Raw genomic sequence first — 24,840 nt, forward strand, 5'->3', positions numbered from 1 at the left:
GGATATCGTAATAAGATATGACGATATTGCATCGGCGGGACAATGATGCCCCGCTTTCCTGAGAGGAGCTATCCGTGCAACTGACCCAGTTAGGCGGGCATGTCGCCCAATCCGGCATCGCCGAGCGGCAAAAACACGCGCAAGCGCTGATGTTCGGGATGGCGAACATCGACGAGTACGTGTCCGGCGGCGTTTGCTACGACGCTGCGGCGTATGTCCGGTATCTGCTGCGCGCCGACGCGATGATCGCGCCCGGTGCGCTGCTCGACACGAACGGTCAGCAGTGGAGGACGCGCTTCAACTTCGAGACCGGCGATCAATGGGACGGGCGCGCGAGCATTCCGGCGGGCACAGCGATCGGCTTCGCCCGCGGCGCCAATGTCTTTCACGCCGCGATCGCCGTGGGCGGCACCCGGATCCGCGGGATCAACGGCGGCCTGCTGGGCGCCGGATGGCTGCATCCGGTCGATCTGGCACGGGTGCTGCAGCCGGATCCGGCCGGCGGCTTTACGTACGATCGCACGACCATTCGCGTTTATCTGTCGCGCCTGTAGGCTGTCCGGCGTCGAATCTCGCGCCGTTTCCGTCATTACCCGTTGGCGGCCGCGCGCCGGCGCCGCGCGGCCGCTTTCCCGCCGTTCGGCGATATCCGCATGGCGTCGCGCCGTCCAACGCTGCTATCCTCTCGACCTTGAATGACGCGTCATGGCGGCGTGGGCGCGCATGCCGCCTCGCGGCGCCGCGCACCGGTGCGAGCCATGCGCGCACTGAGGTAGCATGACCGAATATCCACGACGATCCATGACCTGTTTCGTGACCGACTTCCTTCCGTCCATGTCCACATGGTCAAGACAACGATGAGCGATGCACCCGATCCGGCAGCGCCCGGCGACGACGAGCCGTCCGGCGGCGCGTCGTCGTATCTGGTGCCCGGCCTCGAACGCGGGCTGCGTATCCTCGCCGAATTCTCCGCGCGCGAGCCGGTGCTCGGCGCGCCCGAGCTGTCGAAGCGCATCGGCATTCCGCGCACGACCACGTTCCGCCTGCTGCAGACGCTCGAAGCGCTCGGTTTTCTCGAACGCGTGAACGGCGATCGTTATTTCCGGCTCGGCGTCGGCGTGCTGCGGCTCGGCTTCGAATACCTGAATTCGCTCGAACTGACCGATCTCGGTGCGCCCGTGCTCGAACGGCTGCGCGATTCCACCGGCCTGTCGACGCACCTGCTGATCCGCGACCAGCGTGACGTGGTGTTCGTCGCGAAGGCGCAGAGCAATGCGTCGATGTTCGGTTCGGTGAAGGTGCACGTCGGCACGCGCCTGCCCGCGCATGCGACCGTGCACGGCCACGTGCTGATGGGCGACCTGACGCGCGACGCGTTGCGGCAGCTCTATCCGGAGAAGAAACTCGAACAGTTCACCGAGCGCACGCCCGGCACCGTGGACGAACTGTACGAACGCGTGCGTCATTACGCACGGCTCGGCTACGCGGTCAGCGAGGCGGCGTTCGAGAGCGGCATTTCGGCCGTGACCGCGCCCGTGCGCGATCACTCGGGTTCCATCGTCGCGGCGATCACCGCGACGGTGCCGCGCTCGGAGATCGGCGACGCCGGCGAGAAGGAGCGGCTCGTCGAAGCCGTGTGCGGCGCGGCGGTCGATCTGTCGCAACGGCTGAACTATCGACCGCTCGAAAGCGACCCGACGTTCGCGCATGCGCGCCACAAGGTCGCGATGTTCTGATCCACCGAACGCGCCGCATCGCGCGGCTGCGCCGTTCGCCGGCAACCCGTCGCCAACGAGAAAAGAGCAGCCCGCGGGCTGCTCTTTTCGTTTCCGGCATCGGGCAAGCGCGTCCGCCGTCGCTCAGAACGAGTGGTGGATGCCGGTCAGCACGATCACCTGGTTCGCGGTGCTCGACGCGCCGGCCGTGAAGAACGCGGCTTTTGCGCCACCCGAACCGTGTTCGTAAAGCACGTTCGCATACAACTGCGTGCGCTTCGATAACGCGTAGATGTCGCCGAGTTCGACCTGAGTCCAGCGGCGACCGGCCAGCGTCGTGGTCGCCGCGCCGCCCGCGATCGTGTTGAACGCGCTGCTGCGGTAGTTCACGCCCGCGTCGTAGCTCTGGAACGTGTCGGAAAACCCGTTCGACTGCATCTTCACGCGCGTGTAGAGCCCGTGCACGAGGAAGTCGCCGATCTGGTACGACGCGCCCGCGCCGATGTTCTCGACCTTGTTCGCGAGGTAGCCGTTCGCGGTGTTCTGCCCCTGGAACGACGCGATGCCCGTCTGGCCGATCAGGATCGAGCGATCGTGCTCGTTCGAGTAGACGGCCGACGCCTTGAACGGCCCGTTCGCATAGTTCAGCGCGACGCCGACCGATTTGCCGGTCGAGAAGTTCGTCGTGTTGCCGAGCGCGAGCGTCGCCGCGGCCGAGAAGCCCGCGAAGCTCGGCGAACGGTACTTGATCGCGTTGTTGTACGGCACGTTGCCGGTCGCGGCGAGCCCGTCGATGTTGCCCGGGTGGAACGCGTACCAGCTCATCGCGAGGTACGCGGTGCTGAGCGGATCGAGATAGTCGAACGCCAGCGGCGTCTGGCGGCCGAGCGTCAGCGTGCCGTAGCGCTCGGCGCTGAGGCCGACGAACGCCGCGCGGTTCCAGATCGTGTTCGCGGTCGCGAACTGGCCGTTGTTCGTATAGAAGCCGTTCTCCAGCTGGAAGATCGCCGACAGCCCGCCGCCGAGATCTTCCTTGCCTTTCAGGCCCCAGCGATCGGGCTGCGTATTGCCCTGGATCATCGCCCACTTCGCGTGTCCGCCGACGTTGTTCACGTACGCGACACCCGCATCCAGGCTGCCGTACAGCACCACGCTGCTCTGCGCCCATGCGCCCGACGCGGCGCCCATTCCGATGACTGCCGCTGCTACCGCATGCTTGACCATTTTGTCTCCTGACTCTCCAACCTGATGAAAACGTGTTGTGACGGGGCTGCGCAGGGACGGCCGGCCGTCGCGCATGTTCATCGTCGAGTGGGTATTTTTATGTTCCATATAAGGAACAATGTGCCTCTAATGGAATGAAGTATAGAGGTGTCCGACGGGTGGTCAAAAATAAATTTATCGGGCCGGATCGGGTGGGCGCTGATCTGCAACATGGGTTCGAGAATCCGGAAAAACGGACCTAAATCCCCGCAACAAAACAAAAAATCACATTTGACGAGATAGGCCGTGGCGATCTTCGACCCGCCGGTCGGTGTTTTCCCTAGGACATGCAGCTTTTTGTTTTACTCGCGGAAGGTCGCTCCTATAATCACCATCCATAAACTGTTGTTCCTGATATGGAACAAACCGAGAGTCGATCAGAAGGAAGGGTGCGAGATGTCTGAGCAATGGATTTGCGCCGGTCACGCCGGCGCGCTGTCGGAAGACACGCCGATCGAGTTCAAGCGGACCGACGGCGTGGAAATCGGGATCTACCGCGTCGGCGACGACGTGTATGCGCTCGAGAACGTATGCCCGCATGCGTACGCGCTGCTGACGCAGGGGTTCGTCGACGAAGGCACGGTCGAATGCCCGCTGCACGAGGCGGTGTTCGACATCAAGACGGGCGAATGCCTGAAGGGGCCGGGCGGACGTGCGCTGAAGCAGTACGCGGTGCGTCTTGCCGGCGAGGAAATCCAGATCAAGGTGGAATGACATGAAAGAAGCGACCGTCAACTTCAATCCCTTCCTGAAGCCGTGGCTGGCGCCGCAGCCGAACAACGTCGCGGGCAAGGGGCAGATCGAGATTCCCGGCCAGGTCGAGAACCAGGTCTGGCAGAACCGCAAGGCCGAACCGACCCAGTACGAGAACGACCTCGGCGATGCGCTCGAACGCGTATTCGAGAGCGGCGCGACCGAGCTGGACGATGTCGTCGCGGGCCTGAACCGCATCGGTTTCCGCGCGCCGGACGGCACTGCGTGGACCGCGGAGCGCTTCCGCGCCGAAATGGCCTCGCTGGCGGAATGAGCGCGCGCGCTGCGTGACCGCCGACCCGACGACAACCGCATCCGGAGCACATCGATGACGTCCCCCGCACAATACGAAGCCCAACGCGACCCGGTCCGCGACTATCTCGACCGCGGCATCAAGAACTACTGGTATCCCGTCGCGCCGAGCTGGCAGGTGTCGAACGCACCCGTCGGCCTCACGCGCCTGTCCGAGCAGATCGTGCTGTGGCGCGATCACGAAGGAAAAGTCCATGCGCTGGAAGATCGCTGCCCGCACCGCGGCGCACGCCTGTCGCTCGGCTGGAACCTCGGCGGCAACATCGCATGCTGGTATCACGGCATCGAAGTCGACGGCGGCGGCACGGTCAACCGCGTGCCGGCCGTGTCGAACTGCCCGCTCGAAGGCACGAAGTGCGTGAAGTCGTATCCGGTCGAGGAGAAGGCCGGCGCGATCTTCCTGTGGTTCGGCGACGAAGCGCACGGCGAGCCGGCGCCGCTTAACCTGCCGGAAGAGCTTGTGGCCGACGAGTACGGCCATTTCCTGTGCGTGTCGAACTGGAAGTGCAATTACCAGTACGCGATCGACAACGTGATGGACCCGATGCACGGCGCGTACCTGCACGCGACGTCGCACTCGATGGCCGAAGGCGACAAGCAGGCCGACATGCGCGTGCGCAAGACCGATACGGGCCTGATGTTCGAGAAGATCGGCCAGCGCGACGTGAACTTCGACTGGGTCGAGCTCGGCGAAACCGGCTGCCTGTGGATGCGTCTCGCGATTCCGTACAAGCAGAAGTTCGGCCCCGGCGGCAACTTCGGGATCATCGGCTTCGCGACGCCGGTCGACGGCGACCACTGCCAGGTCTATTTCTGGCGTACCCGCAAGGTCAGCGGCTGGCAGCGCGACGTGTGGCGTTTCATGTACCGCAACCGTCTCGAAGGCTTGCACTGGGACGTGCTCGAACAGGATCGCTACGTTCTCGAAAGCCTCGCGCCGCATGCGCGCGATCACGAATACCTGTATCAGCACGACGTCGGCATCACGCGCGTGCGCCGGATGCTGCGCCAGCGGGCGCAGGAGCATCTGTCCGCGCTCGACGCGCATCGCGCGGCACACGCCGCTTCGGAGCCGGCGAATGGCTGAGTTCGCTCCGGTCGTGGCGCTGCCCGGTCGCCGCGTGCTCGTCACGGGCGGCGCGCGCGGTCTCGGCGCCGCGTTCGTGAAGGCGCTGGTCGAAGCGGGCGCGCAGGTCGCGTTCGGCGACGTGCTGGCGGAAGAGGGCCGCGCGCTGGCCGCGCAGCTCGCACGCGCCGGCCACACCGCGCATTTCTTCGCGCTCGATCTCGCCGACCCGGCCAGCATCGACGCCTTCGTCGCGCAGGGCGCGGCGGCGCTCGGCGGTATCGACGCGCTGATCAACAACGCGGCGATCACGAACTCGGGCGGCAGGCTGTCCACGGAGCTGGACGTGTCGACGTGGGACGCCGTGATGAACGTGAACGTGCGCGGCGTGTGGCTCGTCAGCAATGCGGCGTTGCCGCACCTTGCGCAGTCGGGGCGCGGCGCGATCGTGAACCTGGCGTCGGACACCGCGCTGTGGGGGGCGCCGAAGCTGCTCGCGTACGTCGCCAGCAAGGGCGCGGTGATCGCGATGACGCACGCGCAGGCACGCGAGTTCGGCGCGCACGGCGTGACGGTCAACGCGATCGCGCCGGGGCTGACCGAAGTCGAGGCGACCGCGTACGTGCCGGCGGAACGCCACGCGTTCTACCTGCAGGGCCGCGCGCTCGCACGCACGCAGGTGCCCGACGACGTGACGGGCCCCGTGCTGTTCCTGCTGTCGGACGGCGCGCGCTTCGTGACGGGGCAACTGCTGCCGGTGAACGGCGGCTTCGTAATGAATTGAATCGAAGTTTTCACTCGGAATGAAGGAGAGGACGATGGCGGACGCCGATCTCGAACGCAAGTCGTGGGACCAGCCGGAAGGCGCAAGCTTCAACGACTGGATGGAAGGGCGCGTCGCGCGCTACGCGACGCGACGCTACGACTGGGACGCACTGAAGTTCCAGGCCGACTACGACCCGAAGTACCGCCGTGCGCAGATGCGCTATGTCGGCACGGGCGGCACGGGCGTCGCGAAGGACGTCAACACGGTGCCGGCCGGCAACTTCACGTTCTCGACGATGGTCATCCCGGCCGGCAACATCGGGCCGAGCCACATCCATGTCGACGTCGAGGAAATCTTCTTCGTGCTGCGCGGCAAGATGAAGGTGATCTGCGAGCGCGACGGCGAGACGTGGGAAGCGATCCTCGGCGAGCGCGACCTGATCTCGGTGCCGCCGGGCGTGTATCGCACGGAAATCAACATCGGCGAGGAAGATGCGCTGATGTGCGTGATGCTCGGTTCGCCGAAGCCGATCACGCCGACGTATCCGCCCGATTCGCCGCTCGCGAAGATCAAGCGTTGAGACGGAGTGGGTGAAGCAATGAGTGTCATCGACAAACGTGAACGCGACCGCACCGCGGCGTTCGCCGCGCTGCTCGGGCAGTTTCCCGAACAGCGTTGCGCAGCCGGCGCGGCGGGCACGATCGGCTACCGCGAGGCCGGCGCGCAGCATGCGGGCCGCGCGCTGCCCGTCGTGCTGCTGCACGGGATCGGCTCGGGCGCCGCGTCGTGGGTCCGCCAGCTCGACACGCTCGGCGCGTCACGACGCGTGCTTGCATGGGATGCGCCCGGTTACGGCGTGTCGACGCCCGTGCACGGCGCGTCGCCGGCCGCCGCCGATTACGCGGCATCGCTGAACGCGTGGCTCGAGGCACTCGGCATCGAACGCTGCGTGCTGGTCGGTCATTCGCTCGGCGCGATCGTCGCGGGCGGGTTGGCCCGCGTGATGCCCGCGCGCATTGCCGGCCTGCTGCTGATCTCGCCCGCGGGCGGTTACGGCAGCGCACCGGCCGAAACGCGCGAATCGCGCCGCGACGCGCGGCTCGCGATGCTTGCGGAACTCGGCCCGGCCGGGCTCGCCGAGCAGCGCAGCGGCAACATGCTGTCCGGTTTCGCGAACGAGGAGGCACGGGCATGGGTGCGCTGGAACATGGCGCGCATCGTGCCGGCCGGCTATGCGCAGGCCACGCATCTGCTCGCGAACGCCGATCTCGCGGCCGATCTCGCCGGCTTCCGCGGCCGCACGGCCGTGGCCGTCGGTGCGAACGACGCGATCACGCCGCCCGCCGCGTGCGAGCGGATTGCCGCGGCCGCGCATGTCGGGCTGCAGGTGATTCCGCGGGCCGGGCATGCGGGTTATGTGGAGGCGCCGGCCGCCTATTCGGCGCTGATCGATACGTTCTGCCGTCAGTGCGATACGCAGCGGGGGCTGGCATGAATTGCCCCCACGCTCACATTCGTTCGCTTGGGGGGGCGCAGCCCCCCCATCCCCAGAGAGCATGTCCATCTAAGCTTGGGGCGGCCCGGCGGGAGGCATCATGAGCGAACCGCTGCAACGAAACGCATCCGAAAACGCGAAGGCCGAAGCCAGCTACGTGGTGCCGGGCCTCGAGCGCGGGCTGCGCATTCTCGCCGAATTCTCGCCGCGCGAGCCGGTGCTCGGCGCGCCCGAGTTGTCGAAGCGGCTCGGCATTCCGCGCACGACGGTGTTCCGTCTGCTGCAGACGCTCGAATCGCTCGGCTTTCTCGAACGCGCGGACAAGGATCGCAACTACAGGCTCGGCGTCGCCGTGCTGCGGCTCGGCTTCGAATATCTGAGCTCGCTGGAGCTGACCGATCTCGGCCTGCCGGTGATCGAGAGCCTGCGCGATGCGACCGGCTTCACGACGCACATCGTGATCCGCGACGGCCGCGACGTGGTGTTCGTCGCGAAGGCGCAGAGCCAGTCGCCGGTGTTCAGCTCGATCCGCGTGAACGTCGGCACGCGGCTGCCCGCGCACGCGACGACGCATGGCCACGTGCTGATGGGCGACCTGTCGCTGAAGGAGCTGCGTGCGCTGTATCCGGAAGGCGCGCTGAGCCGGATGACGAGCGCGACGCCGGAAACGGTCGATGCATTGTACGAAGTGATCCGCGAGGATGCGCTGCGCGGCTACGGCGTCAGCAATTCGTCGTTCGAGCGCGGGATCTCGGTCGTCACGGCGCCGGTGCGCAACGAGACGCAGCGGATCGTCGCGTGCATCACGGTGACGGTGCCGCGTCCGGAGATCGACGCGGCGCTGATCGCCGACGGGCTGATCGACAAGGTGCAGCGCGCGGCGGCGGAATTGTCGCGTCGGCTCAATTACCGCTCGGATGACGAGCACACGTTTCTCAAGGCTTTAGGACTCCGATGATTCAGATCGATCTCACCGGGCAGGTGGCGGTGGTGACGGGCGGTTCGTCCGGCATCGGCCTCGCGACGGCCGAACGGTTCTTGCAGGCGGGCGCGTCGGTCGCGATTTGCGGCCGCGACGGCGACCGCCTCGCACGCGCCGAGGCGATGCTGCGCGACAAGTACGCCGATGCGCAACTGCTGGCCACGCGCTGCAACGTGCTCGACGAAACCGACGTGGCCGGCTTCGCGCAAGCGGTGTCCGCGCGTTTCGGCCGCGCCGACATGCTCGTCAACAATGCCGGCCAGGGCCGCGTATCGACCTTCGCCGACACGACCGACGACGCGTGGCGCGAAGAACTCGAACTGAAGTACTTCAGCATCATCCGCCCGACGCGCGCGTTCCTGCCGCTGCTGCGCGACGCGCAGGCGCCGACGATCACCTGCGTGAATTCGCTGCTCGCGTTGCAGCCGGAGCCGCACATGGTCGCGACGTCGTCGGCGCGTGCCGGCGTGCTGAGCCTCGTGAAGTCGCTCGCAGCCGAGCTGGCGCCGCAGCGGATCCGCGTGAACTCGATCCTGATCGGCATCGTCGAGTCGGGGCAGTGGCGCCGCCGCTACGACACGCAGGCGCAGCCCGGCGAAAGCTGGGAGGACTGGACGGGCGCGCTCGCCCGCAAGAAGAACATTCCGCTGAATCGCTTCGGCAAGCCCGACGAGGCCGCCTGGGCACTTTTTTATCTCGCAACGCATCTGTCGTCCTACACGACGGGCAGCCATATCGACGTTTCTGGAGGCTTTGCACGCCATGTCTGAAAAAACCACGGTTGGCGAGCTGATTGCCGCCTTTCTCGAGCAGTGCGGCGTGAAGACCGCATTCGGTGTCATCTCGATCCACAACATGCCGATCCTCGACGCGATCCACTCGCGCGGCAACATCCGGTATGTCGGTGCGCGCGGCGAAGCGGGGGCGTTGAACATGGCCGACGGGCTGGCCCGCGTGTCGGGCGGCCTCGGCGTCGCATTCACGAGCACGGGCACGGCGGCGGGCAACGCGGCCGGCGCGATGGTCGAGGCGCTGACGGCCGGCACCGCGCTGCTGCACGTGACCGGGCAGATCGAGACGCCGTACCTCGACCAGGATCTCGCGTACATCCACGAAGCGCCGGACCAGTTGTCGATGCTCGACTCGATCTCGAAGGCCGCGTTCCGCGTGCGCACCGTCGAAACCGTGCTGCCGACGATCCGCGAAGCCGTGCGCATCGCGCAGACCGCGCCTACGGGCCCCGTGTCCGTCGAGATCCCGATCGACATCCAGGCGGCCGAGATCGAATGGCCGGAAGATCTCGCCCCCGCGCACGTCGCGGTGCGCGAGCACGACGAAGCCCGCGTCGCGAAGCTCGCCGACGCCCTCGCGGCCAAGCGCCGCCCGCTGCTGTGGCTCGGCGGCGGCGCGCGTCACGCACGTGCGGAAGTCGAACGCCTCGTGAAGCTCGGCTTCGGCGTCGTGACGAGCGTGCAGGGCCGCGGCGTGCTGCCCGAGGATCATCCGGCGACGCTCGGCGCGTTCAACGTGCACGCGTCGGTCGAAGCGTTCTACAAGACCTGCGACGCACTCGTCGTGGTCGGCTCGCGCCTGCGCGGCAACGAAACGCTGAAGTACAAGCTCGCGCTGCCGCAGCCGCTGTTCCGCATCGATGCCGATGCGCTCGCCGACAATCGCGGCTATCGCAACGCGTTGTTCGTGCATGGCGATTCGAAGCGCGTGCTGGCCGAGCTGGCCGATCGCCTCGAAGGTCGCCTGTCGGTCGATCCGCAATTCGCGGCCGATCTCGCGGCGGCCCGCGAGGCGGCAGTGGCCGACGTGGCGAAGGGCCTGGGGCCGTACAAGAAGCTCGTCGACACGCTGCAGGGCGCCGTCGGCCGCGACTACAACTGGGTGCGCGACGTGACGATCTCGAACAGCACGTGGGGCAACCGCCTGCTGAAGATCTTCGAGCCGCGCTCGGGCGTGCATGCACTCGGCGGCGGCATCGGCCAGGGCATCCAGATGGGCATCGGCGCGGCGCTCGCGGGCGCGGCGGCGAAGACGGTCTGCCTCGTCGGCGACGGCGGCCTGATGGTCAACGTCGGCGAGCTCGTGACGGCCGTGCAGGAAAACGCGAACGTGATGATCGTGCTGATGAACGACCAGTGCTATGGCGTGATCCGCAACATCCAGGACGCGCACTACGGCGGCCGCCGCTGTTTCGTGCAACTGCACCAGCCCGATTTCGCGCAGTTCTGCGCGAGCTTCGGCCTCACGCACTACCGGATCACGTCGCTCGACCAGGCCGACGCGATCGTGCGCGAAGGGCTCGCGAAGGAAGGGCCGGTGATGGTCGAGGTCGACATGCTGTCGGTCGGCTCGTTCGCATCGGCATTCGCGGGCCCGCCGGTGAAGAAGGAAGCGCCGACGGAGCGCCAGTATGCGTAACGGGCAACAGCGGACGCATGCCCCCGTCGACGTCGCGATGATCGGCTTCGGCGCGATCGGCGCGGCCGTGTACCACGCGGTCGAGCACGATGCGTCGCTGCGCGTCGCGCACGTGATCGTGCCGGAACACCAGCGCGCGGCGGTGCAGGACGCGCTCGGCGGCGCGGTGGAAGTCGTGTCGTCGGTCGACGCGCTGGCCCGCCGCCCCGAGTTCGCGCTCGAATGCGCGGGCCACAGCGCGCTCGTCGACCACGTCGTGCCGCTGCTGAAGGCCGGCACCGATTGCGCGGTCGCGTCGATCGGCGCGCTGTCCGATCTCGCGCTGCTCGACGCGCTGTCGCAAGCGGCCGACGAAGGCGGCACGACGGTGACGCTGCTGTCCGGCGCGATCGGCGGCATCGACGCGCTGGCGTCCGCGAAGCAGGGCGGCCTCGACGAAGTGCTGTACGTCGGCCGTAAGCCGCCGCTCGGCTGGCTCGGCACGCCGGCCGAGGAACTGTGCGATCTGCGCGCGATGACCGAGGAAAAGGTGATCTTCGAAGGCACCGCGCGCGACGCCGCGCGGCTGTACCCGAAGAATGCGAACGTCGCGGCGACGGTCGCGCTCGCGGGCCTCGGCCTCGACGCGACGCACGTGCGCCTGATCGCCGATCCGGCGGTCGCGCGCAACGTGCACCGGATCACCGCGCGCGGCGCATTCGGCGAGATGTCGCTGGAAATGAGCGGCAAGCCGCTGCCCGACAACCCTAAGACGTCCGCGCTGACGGCGTACAGCGCGATTCGTGCGCTGCGCAACCGCGCGGCCCGCTGCGTGATCTGACCGGACCATCGAGCGTCCGCCCGCGCCACGGCGAGGGCGGATGTGCAGAGACAGATTTGTGGGACTTGTGACATGACTCCTTTCGATACGAGCCTCGTACCCGACGGCGACATCCTGATCGGCGGCGAGTGGCGGCGCGGCCGCGGTGCGCCTTACACGAGCATCTATCCGGCCGACCAGTCGCCGAACATGGAAGTATCGACGGCGAACGCGGAAGACGCGGCCGACGCCGTCGTGGCGGCCGACGCCGCATGGCGCCGCGCCGACTGGGCCGGGCTGAAGCCGCACCAGCGCGCGCAGGTGCTGTACCGTATCGCCGATCTCATCATGCAGCGCCACGAGGCGCTCGCGAACCTGCAGCGCCGCGACAACGGCAAGCCGATCGGCGAGACGCGCGTGCTGGTGGCCAGCGCCGCGAACACGTTCCGCTATTTCGCGGCCTGCCTCGAAACGCTCGACGAGGAGTTGACGCCGTCGCGCGGCGACTACCTGACGATGAGCGTGTACGAGCCGATCGGCGTGATCGCAGCGATCACGCCGTGGAATTCGCCGATCGCGTCCGACGCGCAGAAGCTCGCGCCGGCGCTGGCCGGCGGCAACTCGGTGGTGCTCAAGCCGGCCGAGGTCACGCCGCTCGTCTCGCTCGCGCTGGCGCGCATCTGCGAGGAAGCGGGCGTGCCGAAGGGCGTGCTGAGCGTGCTGCCGGGCAAGGGCTCGGTGATCGGCGACGTGCTCGTGCGTCATCCGCTCGTGAAGAAGGTGTCGTTTACCGGCGGCACCGAAGTGGGTCGCGGTATCGCGCGCATCGCGGCCGAGAAGCTGATGCCCGTGTCGCTCGAACTCGGCGGCAAGTCGCCGACGATCGTATGCGACGACGCCGATCTCGACCACGCGATCAACGGCGTGCTGTACGGCATCTTCAGCTCGTCGGGCGAAGCGTGCATCGCGGGTTCGCGACTGTTCGTGCAGCGCGCGATATACGACGAATTCATGAAGCGCCTGGTGGCCGGTGCACGCAAGCTGCGCGTGGGCGACCCGACGCGACCCGACACGCAGATGGGCCCGCTGATCACCGCGAAGCATCGCGAATCGGTCGAACGCTACGTGGCGCTCGGGCTGGAAGAAGGCGGCCGCCTGCTGTGCGGCGGCGAGCGGCCGGCGGGCGACGGGCGCGAGAACGGCTTCTTCTATCAGCCGACGATTCTCGAAGGCTTGCCGAACAGCGCGCGCATCTGCAAGGAGGAAATCTTCGGGCCGGTGCTGGTCGCGATGCCGTTCGACGACGAAGCGTCGTTGATCGCACAGGCGAACGACAGTGTGTTCGGGCTGGCTGCGGGCATCTGGACCCGCGACTACAAGCGCGCGTGGCGCATCGCGCGCGCGCTGGAGACGGGCACCGTCTGGATCAACACGTACAAGCTGTTCTCGATCTCCACGCCGTTCTCGGGCTGGAAGGAGAGCGGGATGGGGCGCGAGAAGGGGCGTCTCGGCATCCGCGAATACATGCAGCAGAAGAGCCTCTACTGGGGCTTGAACGACGCGCCGCTGCCGTGGGCGAACTGAGCGAAGGGGAATGACGCAATGAGCATTTTGGGAATCGAGCAGATCACGTACGGCGTCGACGACCTCGCCACCTGCCGGCACTTTTTCGCCGACTGGGGGTTGAAGGAAGTCGCGCACGACGACACGCGTGCACGCTTCGAGACGCTGAACGGTTGCACCGTGCTGGTCGTGAAAGCCGACGATCCGTCGCTGCCGCCCGCGTTCGAAGCGGGCCCGACGCTGCGGGAAGTCACGTGGGGCGTCGCGACGCAGGGCGAACTCGACGCATTGCGCACGAAGCTGGCCGGCCAGCCTGGCTATTACGCGCAGGACGATGCGCTCGGCTGCATCGACCCGAACGGGATGGCGATTCGCGTCGAAGTCACGCGCAAACGCGCACTCGACATCGCGGGCTCGCCGTCGAACGTTTGGGGCCGGACGCTGCGCGTGGACCAGCCGAGCCCGATCTATGCGCGTGCGGAGCCGGTGGAGGTCGGACATGTCGTGTTCTTCACGAACTGCCTCGACGCGCAGGAAAGGTTCTATCACGAGTTGCTCGGCTTCGAGACGTCGGACCGGTATCCGGGCCGCGGCGCGTTCATGCGCTGCGCGCCGCACGGCGGCCATCACGACCTGTTCCTGCTCGCGCTGCCGAACGGCAAACGCGGCCTGAACCACGTCGCATTCACCGTGCGCGACATCCACGAAGTATTCGGCGGCGGCATGCACATCGACCGCTGCGGCTGGGAAACGCAACTCGGCCCGGGGCGTCACCCGGTGTCGTCCGCGTACTTCTGGTACTTCCAGAATCCGGCCGGCGGGCTGATCGAGTACTACGCGGACGAGGACGTGCTGACGCCGGACTGGCAACCGCGCGAATTCGAACCGGGGCCGACCGTGTTCGCCGAGTGGGCGGTCGACGGCGGCCTGGACGGCAACACGCGCCGGCAGAAGAACGCGAAGGCGCCGGAAGGCAAGTTCATGACGGAGCGCAAATGATGCCCGAAGCGAATACGCCCGCGCAGCCCGCGCCGGGCACGGTGGTCGTGATCGGCGGCGGCCAGGCCGCCGGCTGGGTGTTGAAGACGTTGCGCGCGCAAGGGTATGCGGGCCGTCTCGTGATGATCGCCGACGAGCCGCACCTGCCGTACGAGCGCCCGCCGCTGTCGAAGGCCGTGCTGGCCGGCGACGCCGACATCGAGACCGTGCGCGTCGTGCGTCCCGACGAATTCGACGCGCTGAACGTCGAGGCATGGCAGCCGGAACGCGCGGCGTCGATCGACCGCACGCGGCGCGTGGTGAGGACCGAAAGCGGCCGCGAGATCGAATACGACCGGCTCGTGATTGCGACCGGCGGCACGTCGCGCCGCTTGCCCGATGCGCTCGTCAACACGCCGAACCTGCATTACCTGCGCACGCTCGACGAAGCGGCCGCGCTCGGCGAGAAGCTGCGGGCGAGCCGGCGCGTGCTCGTGATCGGCGGCGGCTGGATCGGCCTCGAAGTCGCGGCGACCGCGCGCAAGCTCGGCGTAGACGCCGTCGTGGTCGAAGGCGCGCCGCGGCTGTGCGGGCGTTCGGTGCCGCAGATCGTGTCCGACTTCCTGCTCGACCTGCATCGTTCGAACGGCGTCGACGTGCGCATGGGCGCGGCGCTCGCGTCGCTCGACCCGCAGCCGGACGACGCGTCGAAGGTACGCGCGACGCTCGCCGACGGCACGACGATCGACGCCGATTTCGCGGTGGCCGGCATCGGTCTCGCGCTGAATGCGTCGCTGGCGAGCGACGCGGGGCTCGCGGTCGACGACGGCATCGTCGTCGACGAATACGGCGCGACCAGCGACCCCGCGATCTTCGCGTGCGGCGACGTCGCGAACCATCACAACGGCTGGCTGAAGCGGCGCGTGCGGCTCGAATCGTGGGCGAACGCGCAGAACCAGGCGATCGCGGCCGCGAAAGCCGTGCTCGGCGTGCGCGTACCGTACGCGGAGATTCCGTGGTTCTGGTCCGATCAGTACGACGTGAACCTGCAGATCCTCGGCGATCTGCCGGCCGATGCGCAGCTCGTCGTGCGCGGCGATCTCGCCGCGCATCGTGCGACGCTGTTTTTCGTGGGCGACGGACATGTGAGAGGTGTCGTCGCCGTGAACAACGCACGCGAGCTGAAGCTCGCGCGCAAGTGGATGAACCAGGGCCGGGCAGTGGATACGGAAGCCCTGGCAGACACGACCCAAGCGCTTGCCTGACCGGCCCAACCGGAAAGAGACCCAGGAGACACCCCGCATGAGCACTTTCGACAACGTCGTGGCCGGCAGGGCCACGATGGAAGCTGCCGCCTCCACGCCCGGCGCGATCATCGCGCGGCTCGAGCGGCTTCCGGCCAACGCGATGCAGATCCGCGCACGCGTGCTGATCGGCACCGCGACGTTCTTCGACGGCTTCGACGTGATCACGATCGCGGCGACGCTGCCGCTGCTGATTCACAAATGGGGGCTGTCGCCGACGCAGATCGGCATGCTGATCGCGTCCGGCGCGATCGGCCAGCTGATCGGCGCATTCCTCTTTCCCGCGCTCGCGGAAAAGCATGGCCGCGTGAAGGCCATCGCGTGGAGTTCGGCCGTGATCGGCATCACGAGTATCGCGTGCGGCTTCGCGCCTACGTTCGAGGTGTTCGTGCTGCTGCGGATCCTGCAGGGGCTCGGGCTCGGCGGCGAGTTGCCGGTCGCGGCCACGTACATCAACGAAATCACGCGCGCGCATGGCCGCGGCCGCTTCGTGCTGCTGTACGAGATCGTGTTCCCGATCGGCCTGCTCGTGTCGATGGCGCTCGGCGCGTGGCTCGTGCCGCGCTTCGGCTGGGAAATCATGTATTTCGTCGGCGGGCTGCCGGTGATCCTGTCGCTCGTGCTCACGCGCCTCGTGCCGGAATCGCCGCGCTGGCTCGCGTCGCGCGGGCGGCTCGCGGAGGCCGGGCGCGCGGTCGGCATGTTCGAAGGATCGGTGCGCGGCGAGCTGCCGCCGGTCACGCAAGCGGCCGCGTTCGACGAGATGGTGCGCCAGCATCCGAAGCGCAGGATGAGCGACCTGTTCAGCGCCGCGTATCGCAAGCGCACGCTCGCGGTGGCGACATTGTGGGCGACCTGCGGGTTCATCCAGTACGGGCTGTCGACGTGGCTGCCGACGATCTACAAGAACTTCTATCACGCACCGCTGCAGCTCGCGCTGAACCTCGCGGTGATCGGCTCGGTGATGGGCGTGCTCGGGTCGCTGGCCTCCGCGCTGCTGGTCGACAAGCTCGGCCGCAAGCCGGTGATCGTGTGGTCGTTCGTGCTGTGCGCGCTGTCGCTGGCGCTCGCCGGCATCTATCACGCGTCGTCGGTGTATGTGGTCGCGGTCTTCTGTTCGCTGTCGCTCGGGCTGATGGCGTCGGGGTTCATCACCGCGTACGTCTATACGCCCGAGCAGTATCCGACGAGCATCCGCGCGTCGGGCTGCGGGCTCGGCAGCGCGTGGCTGAAGATCGCGTCGTTCGTCGCGCCGATGGTCGTGCCGCACGCGATCATCGGCGGGAACCTCGCGCCGGCGTTCTATCTGATCGGCGTGGTGCCGCTGATCGCGGCGCTGACCGTGCACTTCGTCGGGATCGAGACGAAGGGGAAGGTGCTGGAGGCGCTCGAAGCGTAAGCGCGGCCGGTAGTCACGGATGATGTGCATAGGCCCGGCGGATGTTGCCCGGGCCGCTTCATTTCACGGCGATCCGGTCGTTTCATGTCGGGCGCCGCGAACGGGCGCCACGGCTGCCACACGGCTCGCGTGTTCTAATTCACGGTCACGATTTTCATCAGACCGTCGCCATGCCCCTGTTCGAACCCGTCACGCTGCATACTTCCCGCCTCGTCCTGCGGCCGCTTCGCGACGCCGACGCACCGACTTTCTTCGAGATCTGGTCCGATGCGCAAGCGATGCGCTACTTCTCGTTCTCGCCGATGACGGAGATCGAGCAGGCCGAGGCGCGCGTCGCGCGCAACGTGCAGACGTCCGCGAGCGGGGAGAGCCTGGTCTGCGTGCTCGAACTGCGGGAAACCGGCGAAGCGCTCGGCGAATGCGCGCTGTTCCATGCGAACGCGCAATGCCGGCGCGCCGAGATCGGCTTTTGCCTGCGGCGCGCATTCTGGCGCGGCGGATACATGCGCGAAGCGGCGTCGGCGATGATTGATCATGCGTTCGGCACGCTGCGGCTGAACCGGCTCGAGGCCGATATCGATCCGCGCAACGTCGCGTCGGCGGGGTTGCTCGAACGGTTGGGTTTCGTCCGGGAAGGTCTGCTGCGCGAACGATGGATCGTCGGCGACGAAGTGTCGGACAGCGCACTGTACGGGTTGCTGGCGAGCGATCGCGGTGCGTAAGTGGCCGGCTTGCCGGATTTCTCGCCCGAACGTACCCTTGGTCGAATCCACGGCCCGAACGCAGGTATTGACCATGCAAGCCCATCCTCTACGCCTTTCCCCCGGCGACGATCTGCGCGGCGCCATCGAAGCAGCGTTGCATCGGCAGGAATCGCACGCGGCCTTCGTGATCCAGGGCATCGGCAGCCTGAGCGTCGCGCAGTTGCGCTTCGCCGGCGCCGACCAGCCGGCCGAGCTGCGCGGCGACCTCGAAATCCTGACGCTGGCCGGCTCGGTGTCGCCGGACGGCGCGCATCTGCATATGTCGGTCTCGGACGCGGACGGCCGCGTGACGGGCGGCCATGTTGCGCCCGGCTGCGTGGTGCGCACGACGGCCGAGATCCTGCTCGCGCTGCTGCCCGCGCATCGTTTCTCGCGCGAGCCCGATGCGGGCACCGGCTTCAACGAACTGGCGATTCGTCGCGAGCCGGGCGGCGCCGCCGCATGAGTGTCGCGACGCGGCGCTAGAATCGCCGGTCATCGAAGCGCGTCCCGTTACCGCTCATTCCGCAAGACGCAATCCATGAAAAAAAGCGCCGCGGCCTGTCGGCCCGCGGCGCCTTTCGGTGCGCTGCGACGTCGACCACCCGCCGCAGCCCGACTGCGTGCTTACAACTGCACGGTGTCGGCCACTTCCTTGAAGTCCTCGATCTGGTCGAAGTTCATGTACTGGTAGATCTTGTCGCCGTTCGCGGTGAGCACGCCCATGTCGGCCATGTACTCTTCCTTGGTCGGGATCTTGCCCAGACGCGAGCAGATCGCCGCCAGTTCCGCCGAGCCGAGATACACGTTCGTGTTCTTGCCCAGACGGTTCGGGAAATTGCGGGTCGACGTCGACATCACCGTCGCGCCTTCGCGCACCTGTGCCTGGTTACCCATGCACAGCGAGCAGCCCGGCATTTCGGTGCGTGCGCCAGCCGTGCCGAACACGCCGTAGTGACCTTCTTCCGTCAGTTGCTTCTGGTCCATCTTGGTCGGCGGCGCGACCCACAGCTTGACCGGAATGTCGCGCTTGCCTTCCAGCAGCTTCGACGCGGCACGGAAGTGACCGATGTTGGTCATGCACGAGCCGATGAACACTTCGTCGATCTTCGCGCCTGCGACGTCGGACAGCGTCTTCACGTCGTCCGGATCGTTCGGGCACGCGACGATCGGCTCGTGGATGTCGGCAAGGTCGATCTCGATGACGGCCGCGTATTCGGCGTCGGCATCCGGCGCGAGCAGTTGCGGGTCGGCCAGCCACTGTTCCATCGCCGCGATGCGGCGCTGCAGGCTGCGCGGATCCTGGTAGCCCTGCGCGATCATCCACTTGAGCAGCGTGATGTTGCTGTTCAGGTACTCGATGATCGGTTCCTTGTTCAGGCGCACCGTGCAGCCGGCGGCCGAACGCTCGGCGGACGCATCCGACAGCTCGAACGCTTGCTCGACCTTCAGGTCGGGCAGGCCTTCGATTTCGAGAATGCGGCCCGAGAAGATGTTCTTCTTGCCTTGCTTGGCGACCGTCAGCATGCCTTGCTTGATCGCGTACAGCGGAATCGCGTTGACGAGGTCGCGCAGCGTGACGCCCGGCTGCATCTTGCCCTTGAAGCGGACCAGCACCGATTCCGGCATGTCCAGCGGCATCGTGCCGGTGGCGGCCGCGAACGCGACGAGGCCCGAGCCAGCCGGGAAGCTGATGCCGATCGGGAAGCGCGTGTGCGAATCGCCGCCGGTGCCGACGGTGTCGGGCAGCAGCATGCGGTTCAGCCACGAGTGGATCACGCCGTCGCCCGGGCGCAGCGCGATGCCGCCGCGCGTGCTGATGAAGTTCGGCAGCGTCTGGTGCGTCTTCACGTCGACCGGCTTCGGATACGCGGCGGTATGGCAGAACGACTGCATCACGAGATCGGCCGAGAAGCCGAGGCACGCGAGGTCCTTCAGTTCGTCGCGGGTCATCGGGCCCGTGGTGTCCTGCGAGCCCACCGAGGTCATCTTCGGTTCGCAGTACGTGCCCGGGCGCACACCCTGGCCTTCCGGCAGGCCGCATGCGCGGCCGACCATCTTCTGCGCGAGCGAGAAGCCCTTGCCGCTGTCGGCCGGCTGGTGCGGCAGGCGGAACAGCGTCGACGGCGGCAGGCCCAGCGCTTCGCGCGCCTTCGCGGTCAGGCCGCGGCCGATGATCAGCGGAATGCGGCCGCCGGCGCGCACTTCGTCGAACAGCACGTCGGACTTCACCTGGAATTCGGCGATGACCTTGCCGTCCTTCAGCGCCTTGCCTTCGTACGGGCGCAGTTCGACCACGTCGCCCATGTTCATTTGCGACACGTCGAGCTCGATCGGCAGCGCGCCGGCGTCTTCCATCGTGTTGTAGAAGATCGGGGCGATCTTGCCGCCGAGGCATACGCCGCCGAAGCGCTTGTTCGGGACGAACGGGATGTCTTCGCCGGTGAACCACAGCACCGAGTTGGTGGCCGACTTGCGCGAGGAGCCGGTGCCGACCACGTCGCCGACGTAGGCGACCAGGTGGCCCTTTTCCTTCAGCGATTCGATGAACTTGACCGGCCCGCGCTTGCCGTCTTCTTCCGGCGTGATGCCCGGGCGCGCGTTCTTCAGCATCGCCAGCGCGTGCATCGGGATGTCCGGGCGGGTGGTGGCGTCCGGCGCCGGCGACAGGTCGTCGGTGTTGGTTTCGCCCGTGACCTTGAACACGGTGATGGTCAGGCTTTCCGGCACTTCCGGGCGGCTCGTGAACCATTCGGCATCCGCCCAGCTTTGCAGCACGGACTTCGCGTGCGCGTTGCCCTTGTCGGCGAGTTCCTTCACGTCATGGAACTGGTCGAACATCAGCAGGGTTTTCTTCAGCGCGTCGGCGGCCACTGCGGCGACGGCTTCGTCGGACAGCAGTTCGATCAGCGGCTGGATGTTGTAGCCGCCGAGCATCGTGCCGAGCAGCTCGGTGGCGCGCGCACGCGAGATCAGCGGGCAGGCGGTCTCGCCCTTGGCCACGGCGGCCAGGAAGCCGGCCTTCACGCGGGCGGCTTCGTCGACGCCCGCGGGCACGCGATGGGTGATCAGCTCGAGCAGCGTCTGCTCTTCGCCGGCGGGCGGGTTCGTCAGCAATTCGACCAGTTCGGCGGTCTGCTGAGCCGTCAGCGGCAGGGGAGGAATACCGAGCGCGGCGCGGGCGGCCACGTGAGCACGAAAGTTTTCAAGCATGGGGAGACCTGCTGATATTGCGTTTGAGGGGAAGGCCTTGCCGGCACTCCGGGGCGATTCCAGGCACTGCTTTGAGCGGAATTCTAATCTCAACGGGGTGCAACGTCAAATGTCTTATGTCTTATATAAGAGTTGAGGCGCGGAAGACGAGGGGCACGAATGCATGGAACGAGGCCGTGTTGCCGGTCGTATGGTGCAGGAAAAGGCGCTGGATCTGCTATCGGGACGGTGCGATGCTCCCGGCCAGCGACGGCCGGACATCGCAGCCGCCACGCACCGCTACGGCAAGGGGCGCGGCGGGCTCGCGAGCCCGCATCCGTAGGCCGATGAAAGCGGGCATCGCCGGAACGGCCTCGAGCATCCGGACGACTGACGCGTTGCCGACATGGCCAGCGGCCCGATCGATGCGACGATGAAGCCGTAGCGCAGGGGCGCGGTTTACTTGTGCTTGGCGCGATACGCGTCGAGATTTTTCCGTGCCTGCGCGCGGATCGCGCGCTGCATGAAAGGCGTCCAGCCGAGCAGGGCGCCTTTCGTCCCGAGCGCCTGACGCGCCCAGCGCCACAGGTCGAAATGGTCGCGATGCTCGACGATGCGTCCGTCGCGAAATCGGAATCGCGCATCGATCCGGTTGACCACTCTCCGTCCGGTCGCGGCGAACCGGTAGTGTGCGCTCCACTTCGCGCGCCCGGCCTGGTTGTCCGCGGCAACTTCGCCGAACGTCAGCGAGAATTCCTGCGCCCGCGCGACCAGCATCCGCCACATGTCGTGTGCGAGTTCGCCGCGCAGTTCGCCGAATGCGGGATCGCTGAATACGACGTCGTCGGCATAGCACGCGAGCATCGCGTCGATGTCGCGCTGCTGGAAGGCCGTGTAGAAGCGCTGGATCAACGCGGTGTTCGGATCGGTCATGTCGGGGCTAACGGTGCAGGGAGGGTGGACGGTGGCGTCCGTATCGGGACAGTGGGAGGCAGCGTGAACCGACGCCCGTGCTCGCGACGTCGGGCGTAGCCGGCTCGCTGCCGGATGATACGCGTCAGCGGGCGGCCATCGCGACGGCCTGATCGCTCCGTCCCGTCACCAGGCAGCCCGACATGAAGGCCTCGCTCTGGCTGCCGGCGGCGGTTTCGCCGAAGCCGCGACCGAGCGCATCGGCCCTCACCTGCGCGGCGCCTTGCTCGCACGCGAGCGGGCTGGCGTCGCGGCCCTGCGCGTGCAGGATCGCGCGATCGCCGATGAGATAGGCCAGCAGGGCGAAAACGGCGATATGTACGGCTCGTCTCATGGTTCGTCTCCTCGTTGCTCAAGCGTAACGCGGACACGTTCGACGAAGCACTTGGGGCTTCCCCCGGTAAACGTCTGCTGAAAGCGGTGGCGAGGCAGGACGATCCTGTCCTGTTTTTCCGTCGCCGTGCGATGGCCGGGTAATGCACGCGAGTTTGACGAATGTCAGGGTGCGGGCTGGCGGCGGCGGTCGCACGGCCGTTCAAAGCGATAGCATGAATGCATGATTTGACGGAACGCGATGCAAGGTCGACGCATCGGGTCCGGCAAGCAGGCAGGTGTTGAAGATCGCTGTCGAAATAGTGAGGAATCCAAATGTTGAACGTCTCGTCCGTCCTGATCAGTCTTGCTCCGATGTGGGCCATCCTGCTGCTGGCGTCTTCGGCAGCCGCCTATTTCGTGTTCTGGCGCAAGGTCATCCAGTGAGCGCCGCGCGCGACCGCGTGCGCACGGTGCGCACGCGTGACGCGCCGTTCCCGTCATTGCACCGCCGTTACCGGCACATTCGAAATCCGCAACAGCTGGGCCATCACGCTGCGCCGAAACACCGACATCAACGCGTGCAGCGGATCGCGTCCCGGCACGGCCACGACGATCTCGTCGCACCCGGTTTCGGCTGCCGTGGCCGCGATCGTATCGGCCACCGGCCCGACCTTCATCACGACGCTGTATTTCACGTCCGCATCGCGCAGGAGCCGCTCGGCCATCGCGAGATCGTCGGTCGCGAATCGTGTCTCGATCGCGCGCAACCGCGACAGCGGGTGATAGGCCTCGAGCCGCGTCGATTCGAGCGGTGCCTGCACGTTGACCAGCACGACCTCCGACGCGCAGCGCTCGCGATACAGAAAAGTCGCGTGCCGGACGGCTTGAAGCGAGCGCGGCGAATGGCCGACCGGAACCAGCAGCTTGAGCATGGATGATGAACCCGGAAACGAAGTGCTTCCAGCGTAGCGGGCGGCCGGACGAAACGATCTAAAGAGATCGGCCGGCCGCATAAAAATGTCGTTAACGCACGCAGCCCCGTGACGCACCGATTAAAAATATAAGAAATTTAAGTTTATGCGCATAAACGGCAGCGAGCGGTAGCGCCGGCCCCGGCCGGTCGGTGCGGACTCTCGCCGCGAGCGCGATTCAGTCGGATCCGCAATGAATTGCGCCGCAAAATATCGGAGGTCGCCCGGGGCGCGTCGCGTAGAGTAGAGCGTCGGCCGCCGCCCGGCGGCGCGCCATCCGATACCGCATCCCAGGAGACCCGCATGCCGCACGGCGCCCCGCAGTTTCTCGCTCCCGCTTCCATTTCCGTCGATCCGATCGTGCGCCTGTCGGCCGGCGAGCTTGCGTTGGCGATCCGCGGCAAGGCGGTTTCGTGCGTCGAGACGATGCGTGCGTATCTCGATCACATCGAGCGCGTGAATGGCGCGGTCAACGCGATCGTCGCGCTGCGCGAGCGCGATGCGCTGCTGGCGGAAGCCGCGGAAAAGGATGCGGAGCTGGCGCGCGGCGAGTACCGCGGCTGGCTGCACGGGATGCCGCAAGCGCCGAAGGATCTGGCGATGACGAAGGGGCTGCGCACGACTTACGGCTCGCCGATCTTCCGCGAGAACGTGCCGCAGGCCGACTCCGTCGGCGTCGCGCGGATGCGCGCGGCCGGCGCGATCTTCATCGGCAAGACCAATACGCCCGAGTTCGGGCTCGGTTCGCACACGTTCAACGAGGTCTACGGCGCGACGCGCAACCCGTACGACCTGACGAAGAGCGCGGGCGGCAGCAGCGGCGGCACGGCGGCGGCGCTCGCGTCGCGGATGCTGCCGGTGGCGGACGGCAGCGATTTCGGCGGTTCGCTGCGTAATCCGGCCGCGTTCTGCAACATCTACGGCTTCCGTCCGTCGCAGGGCCGCGTGCCGCGCTGGCCGGGCGTCGACGTGTTCATGCAGCAGCTCGGCACCGAAGGGCCGATGGGCCGCACGGTCGGCGACGTCGCGCAACTGCTCGCAATCCAGGCCGGCTACGATCGCAACGATCCGCTGTCGCTCGCGGACGATCCGGCGGCGTTCGCGCAGCCGCTCGACGCGGACCTGCGCGGCAAGCGCGTCGCGTGGGTCGGCGACTGGAACGGCTATCTCGCGACCGAGGCCGGCGTGCTCGCGCAGTGCGAGCGCGGGCTGGCGACGCTGCGCGAGATCGGCTGCGACGTCGATGCGGCGCTGCCGGCGTTCGCGCCCGACCGGATCTGGCGCCTGTGGCTCGCGCACCGGCACCTGTTGTCGGGCGGCGGGCTGCTCGCGCACTATCGCGACCCGGCGCGGCGCGCGCTGCTGAAGCCCGAGGCGATCTACGAGGTCGAGGGGCTGCTCGCGATGCAGGGCGCGGCGGTGTTCGACGCGAGCGTCGAACGGACCGCGTGGCATCAGGCGGCGCTGAGCTTCTTCGACCGTTACGACTTCATCGCGGCGCCGACCGCGCAGGTGTTCCCGTTCGACGTCGACCAGCGCTGGCCGAAGGAGATCGCGGGCCGCGCGATGGACACCTATCACCGCTGGATGGAAACGGTCGTGCCGTGGACGCTGGCCGGCTGCCCGGTGATCAACGTGCCGGTCGGTTTCAACGACGCCGGCTTGCCGATGGGGATGCAACTGATCGGTCGTCCGCGCGCCGATCTCGCCGTGCTGCAGCTTGCGCGCGGCTACGAGCAGGCGGCCGGCTGGGTGGCCCGGCGAGTGCCGGCGTGGATGGCAGCGTAAGAACGGCAGCGTAATACCGCGGCCGGCAGGCAGC

The 24,840-nt window shown here is 67.3% G+C and carries 24 protein-coding genes; 19 read left to right on the forward strand and 5 right to left on the reverse strand.

Going from position 1 to position 24,840, the window contains the following annotated elements; genetic code table 11:
• The first annotated feature begins 74 nt into the window (after nucleotides 1-74).
• Together tecA and WS61_RS09465 are read left to right on the forward strand one after the other, a co-directional pair.
• The gene (gene tecA, locus WS61_RS09460) at nucleotides 75-554 is read left to right on the forward strand and encodes a type 6 secretion system effector deamidase TecA (RefSeq protein WP_059500225.1); all 480 of its coding nucleotides are present in this window, start codon (nucleotides 75-77) and stop codon (nucleotides 552-554) included.
• Between the two features lie 288 nt (nucleotides 555-842).
• The gene (locus WS61_RS09465) at nucleotides 843-1,736 is read left to right on the forward strand and encodes an IclR family transcriptional regulator (RefSeq protein ID WP_027780959.1); all 894 of its coding nucleotides are present in this window, start codon (nucleotides 843-845) and stop codon (nucleotides 1,734-1,736) included.
• A gap of 123 nt (nucleotides 1,737-1,859) precedes the next feature.
• On the opposite strand, the gene WS61_RS09470 is transcribed toward WS61_RS09465, so the two are convergent.
• Nucleotides 1,860-2,939, reverse strand: a complete 1,080-nt coding sequence (locus WS61_RS09470) for a porin (RefSeq protein ID WP_059500226.1) — start codon at nucleotides 2,937-2,939, stop codon at nucleotides 1,860-1,862.
• A 435-nt stretch (nucleotides 2,940-3,374) separates the two neighbouring features.
• Here WS61_RS09470 and WS61_RS09475 point away from each other — a divergent pair, with 435 nt between their 5' ends.
• The 16 genes from WS61_RS09475 (at nucleotide 3,375) to WS61_RS09550 (ending at nucleotide 18,034) form a co-directional block, all read left to right on the forward strand.
• A complete protein-coding gene (locus WS61_RS09475; protein WP_006489883.1) occupies nucleotides 3,375-3,692 on the forward strand; it encodes a non-heme iron oxygenase ferredoxin subunit in 318 nt (105 codons plus the stop codon).
• 1 nt (nucleotide 3,693) lies between these two features.
• Nucleotides 3,694-4,005 (forward strand): recombinase-like helix-turn-helix domain-containing protein, encoded by a 312-nt coding sequence (locus WS61_RS09480; RefSeq protein WP_059500227.1) that lies wholly within the window; start codon nucleotides 3,694-3,696, stop codon nucleotides 4,003-4,005.
• A gap of 54 nt (nucleotides 4,006-4,059) precedes the next feature.
• On the forward strand, nucleotides 4,060-5,130 hold the full coding sequence (locus WS61_RS09485) for an aromatic ring-hydroxylating dioxygenase subunit alpha (RefSeq protein ID WP_059500228.1): 1,071 nt from the start codon (nucleotides 4,060-4,062) through the stop codon (nucleotides 5,128-5,130).
• Nucleotides 5,123-5,893 carry an SDR family oxidoreductase gene (locus WS61_RS09490; RefSeq protein WP_059500229.1) on the forward strand — a complete coding sequence of 257 codons (771 nt, stop codon included), beginning with the start codon at nucleotides 5,123-5,125 and terminating at the stop codon, nucleotides 5,891-5,893. The genes WS61_RS09485 and WS61_RS09490 overlap by 8 nt, the downstream gene beginning before the upstream one ends.
• Before the next feature lie 34 nt (nucleotides 5,894-5,927).
• On the forward strand, nucleotides 5,928-6,455 hold the full coding sequence (locus WS61_RS09495) for a cupin domain-containing protein (protein ID WP_034204576.1): 528 nt from the start codon (nucleotides 5,928-5,930) through the stop codon (nucleotides 6,453-6,455).
• An 18-nt stretch (nucleotides 6,456-6,473) separates the two neighbouring features.
• On the forward strand, nucleotides 6,474-7,370 hold the full coding sequence (locus WS61_RS09500) for an alpha/beta fold hydrolase (RefSeq protein ID WP_059500230.1): 897 nt from the start codon (nucleotides 6,474-6,476) through the stop codon (nucleotides 7,368-7,370).
• 100 nt (nucleotides 7,371-7,470) lie between these two features.
• Nucleotides 7,471-8,328: an IclR family transcriptional regulator gene (locus WS61_RS09505; RefSeq protein WP_059500231.1), complete on the forward strand. Its 858-nt coding sequence runs from the start codon at nucleotides 7,471-7,473 to the stop codon at nucleotides 8,326-8,328.
• Nucleotides 8,325-9,122, forward strand: a complete 798-nt coding sequence (locus WS61_RS09510; RefSeq protein ID WP_059500232.1) for an SDR family oxidoreductase — start codon at nucleotides 8,325-8,327, stop codon at nucleotides 9,120-9,122. The genes WS61_RS09505 and WS61_RS09510 overlap by 4 nt, the downstream gene beginning before the upstream one ends.
• Nucleotides 9,115-10,782, forward strand: a complete 1,668-nt coding sequence (locus WS61_RS09515) for a thiamine pyrophosphate-binding protein (RefSeq protein ID WP_059500233.1) — start codon at nucleotides 9,115-9,117, stop codon at nucleotides 10,780-10,782. The genes WS61_RS09510 and WS61_RS09515 overlap by 8 nt, the downstream gene beginning before the upstream one ends.
• Nucleotides 10,775-11,602, forward strand: a complete 828-nt coding sequence (locus tag WS61_RS09520; protein WP_059500234.1) for an aspartate dehydrogenase — start codon at nucleotides 10,775-10,777, stop codon at nucleotides 11,600-11,602. Before WS61_RS09515 ends, WS61_RS09520 begins: the two co-directional genes overlap by 8 nt.
• Nucleotides 11,603-11,674: 72 nt before the next feature.
• Nucleotides 11,675-13,165: an aldehyde dehydrogenase gene (locus WS61_RS09525; RefSeq protein WP_059500235.1), complete on the forward strand. Its 1,491-nt coding sequence runs from the start codon at nucleotides 11,675-11,677 to the stop codon at nucleotides 13,163-13,165.
• An 18-nt stretch (nucleotides 13,166-13,183) separates the two neighbouring features.
• Nucleotides 13,184-14,143 carry a VOC family protein gene (locus tag WS61_RS09530; RefSeq protein WP_059500236.1) on the forward strand — a complete coding sequence of 320 codons (960 nt, stop codon included), beginning with the start codon at nucleotides 13,184-13,186 and terminating at the stop codon, nucleotides 14,141-14,143.
• Nucleotides 14,143-15,387 carry an NAD(P)/FAD-dependent oxidoreductase gene (locus WS61_RS09535; protein WP_059500361.1) on the forward strand — a complete coding sequence of 415 codons (1,245 nt, stop codon included), beginning with the start codon at nucleotides 14,143-14,145 and terminating at the stop codon, nucleotides 15,385-15,387. Before WS61_RS09530 ends, WS61_RS09535 begins: the two co-directional genes overlap by 1 nt.
• 37 nt (nucleotides 15,388-15,424) lie before the next feature.
• Nucleotides 15,425-16,825, forward strand: coding sequence for an MFS transporter (locus WS61_RS09540; RefSeq protein ID WP_059500237.1), 1,401 nt, complete (start codon nucleotides 15,425-15,427; stop codon nucleotides 16,823-16,825).
• Nucleotides 16,826-16,995: 170 nt separating this feature from the next.
• Nucleotides 16,996-17,547: a GNAT family N-acetyltransferase gene (locus WS61_RS09545; protein WP_059500238.1), complete on the forward strand. Its 552-nt coding sequence runs from the start codon at nucleotides 16,996-16,998 to the stop codon at nucleotides 17,545-17,547.
• A 73-nt stretch (nucleotides 17,548-17,620) separates the two neighbouring features.
• Nucleotides 17,621-18,034 carry a PPC domain-containing DNA-binding protein gene (locus tag WS61_RS09550; RefSeq protein WP_059500239.1) on the forward strand — a complete coding sequence of 138 codons (414 nt, stop codon included), beginning with the start codon at nucleotides 17,621-17,623 and terminating at the stop codon, nucleotides 18,032-18,034.
• A 161-nt stretch (nucleotides 18,035-18,195) separates the two neighbouring features.
• Here the strand turns inward: WS61_RS09550 and acnB are convergent, their stop codons facing one another.
• The 4 genes from acnB to WS61_RS09570 form a co-directional block, all read right to left on the reverse strand.
• Nucleotides 18,196-20,781, reverse strand: a complete 2,586-nt coding sequence (acnB, locus tag WS61_RS09555; RefSeq protein WP_059500240.1) for a bifunctional aconitate hydratase 2/2-methylisocitrate dehydratase — start codon at nucleotides 20,779-20,781, stop codon at nucleotides 18,196-18,198.
• Between the two features lie 438 nt (nucleotides 20,782-21,219).
• Nucleotides 21,220-21,693, reverse strand: a complete 474-nt coding sequence (locus WS61_RS09560) for a nuclear transport factor 2 family protein (RefSeq protein ID WP_059500241.1) — start codon at nucleotides 21,691-21,693, stop codon at nucleotides 21,220-21,222.
• Between the two features lie 124 nt (nucleotides 21,694-21,817).
• Complete coding sequence (locus WS61_RS09565; RefSeq protein WP_059500242.1) at nucleotides 21,818-22,066, reverse strand: hypothetical protein; 249 nt, start codon at nucleotides 22,064-22,066, stop codon at nucleotides 21,818-21,820.
• 478 nt (nucleotides 22,067-22,544) lie between these two features.
• Nucleotides 22,545-22,979 carry a universal stress protein gene (locus tag WS61_RS09570; protein WP_059500243.1) on the reverse strand — a complete coding sequence of 145 codons (435 nt, stop codon included), beginning with the start codon at nucleotides 22,977-22,979 and terminating at the stop codon, nucleotides 22,545-22,547.
• Between the two features lie 342 nt (nucleotides 22,980-23,321).
• Between WS61_RS09570 and WS61_RS09575 the strand changes: the two genes are divergently transcribed.
• A complete protein-coding gene (locus WS61_RS09575) occupies nucleotides 23,322-24,806 on the forward strand; it encodes an amidase (protein ID WP_059500244.1) in 1,485 nt (494 codons plus the stop codon).
• The last annotated feature ends 34 nt before the right edge of the window (nucleotides 24,807-24,840 follow it).

This window comes from Burkholderia sp. ABCPW 11 (assembly GCF_001523445.1).
Taxonomy (GTDB): domain Bacteria; phylum Pseudomonadota; class Gammaproteobacteria; order Burkholderiales; family Burkholderiaceae; genus Burkholderia.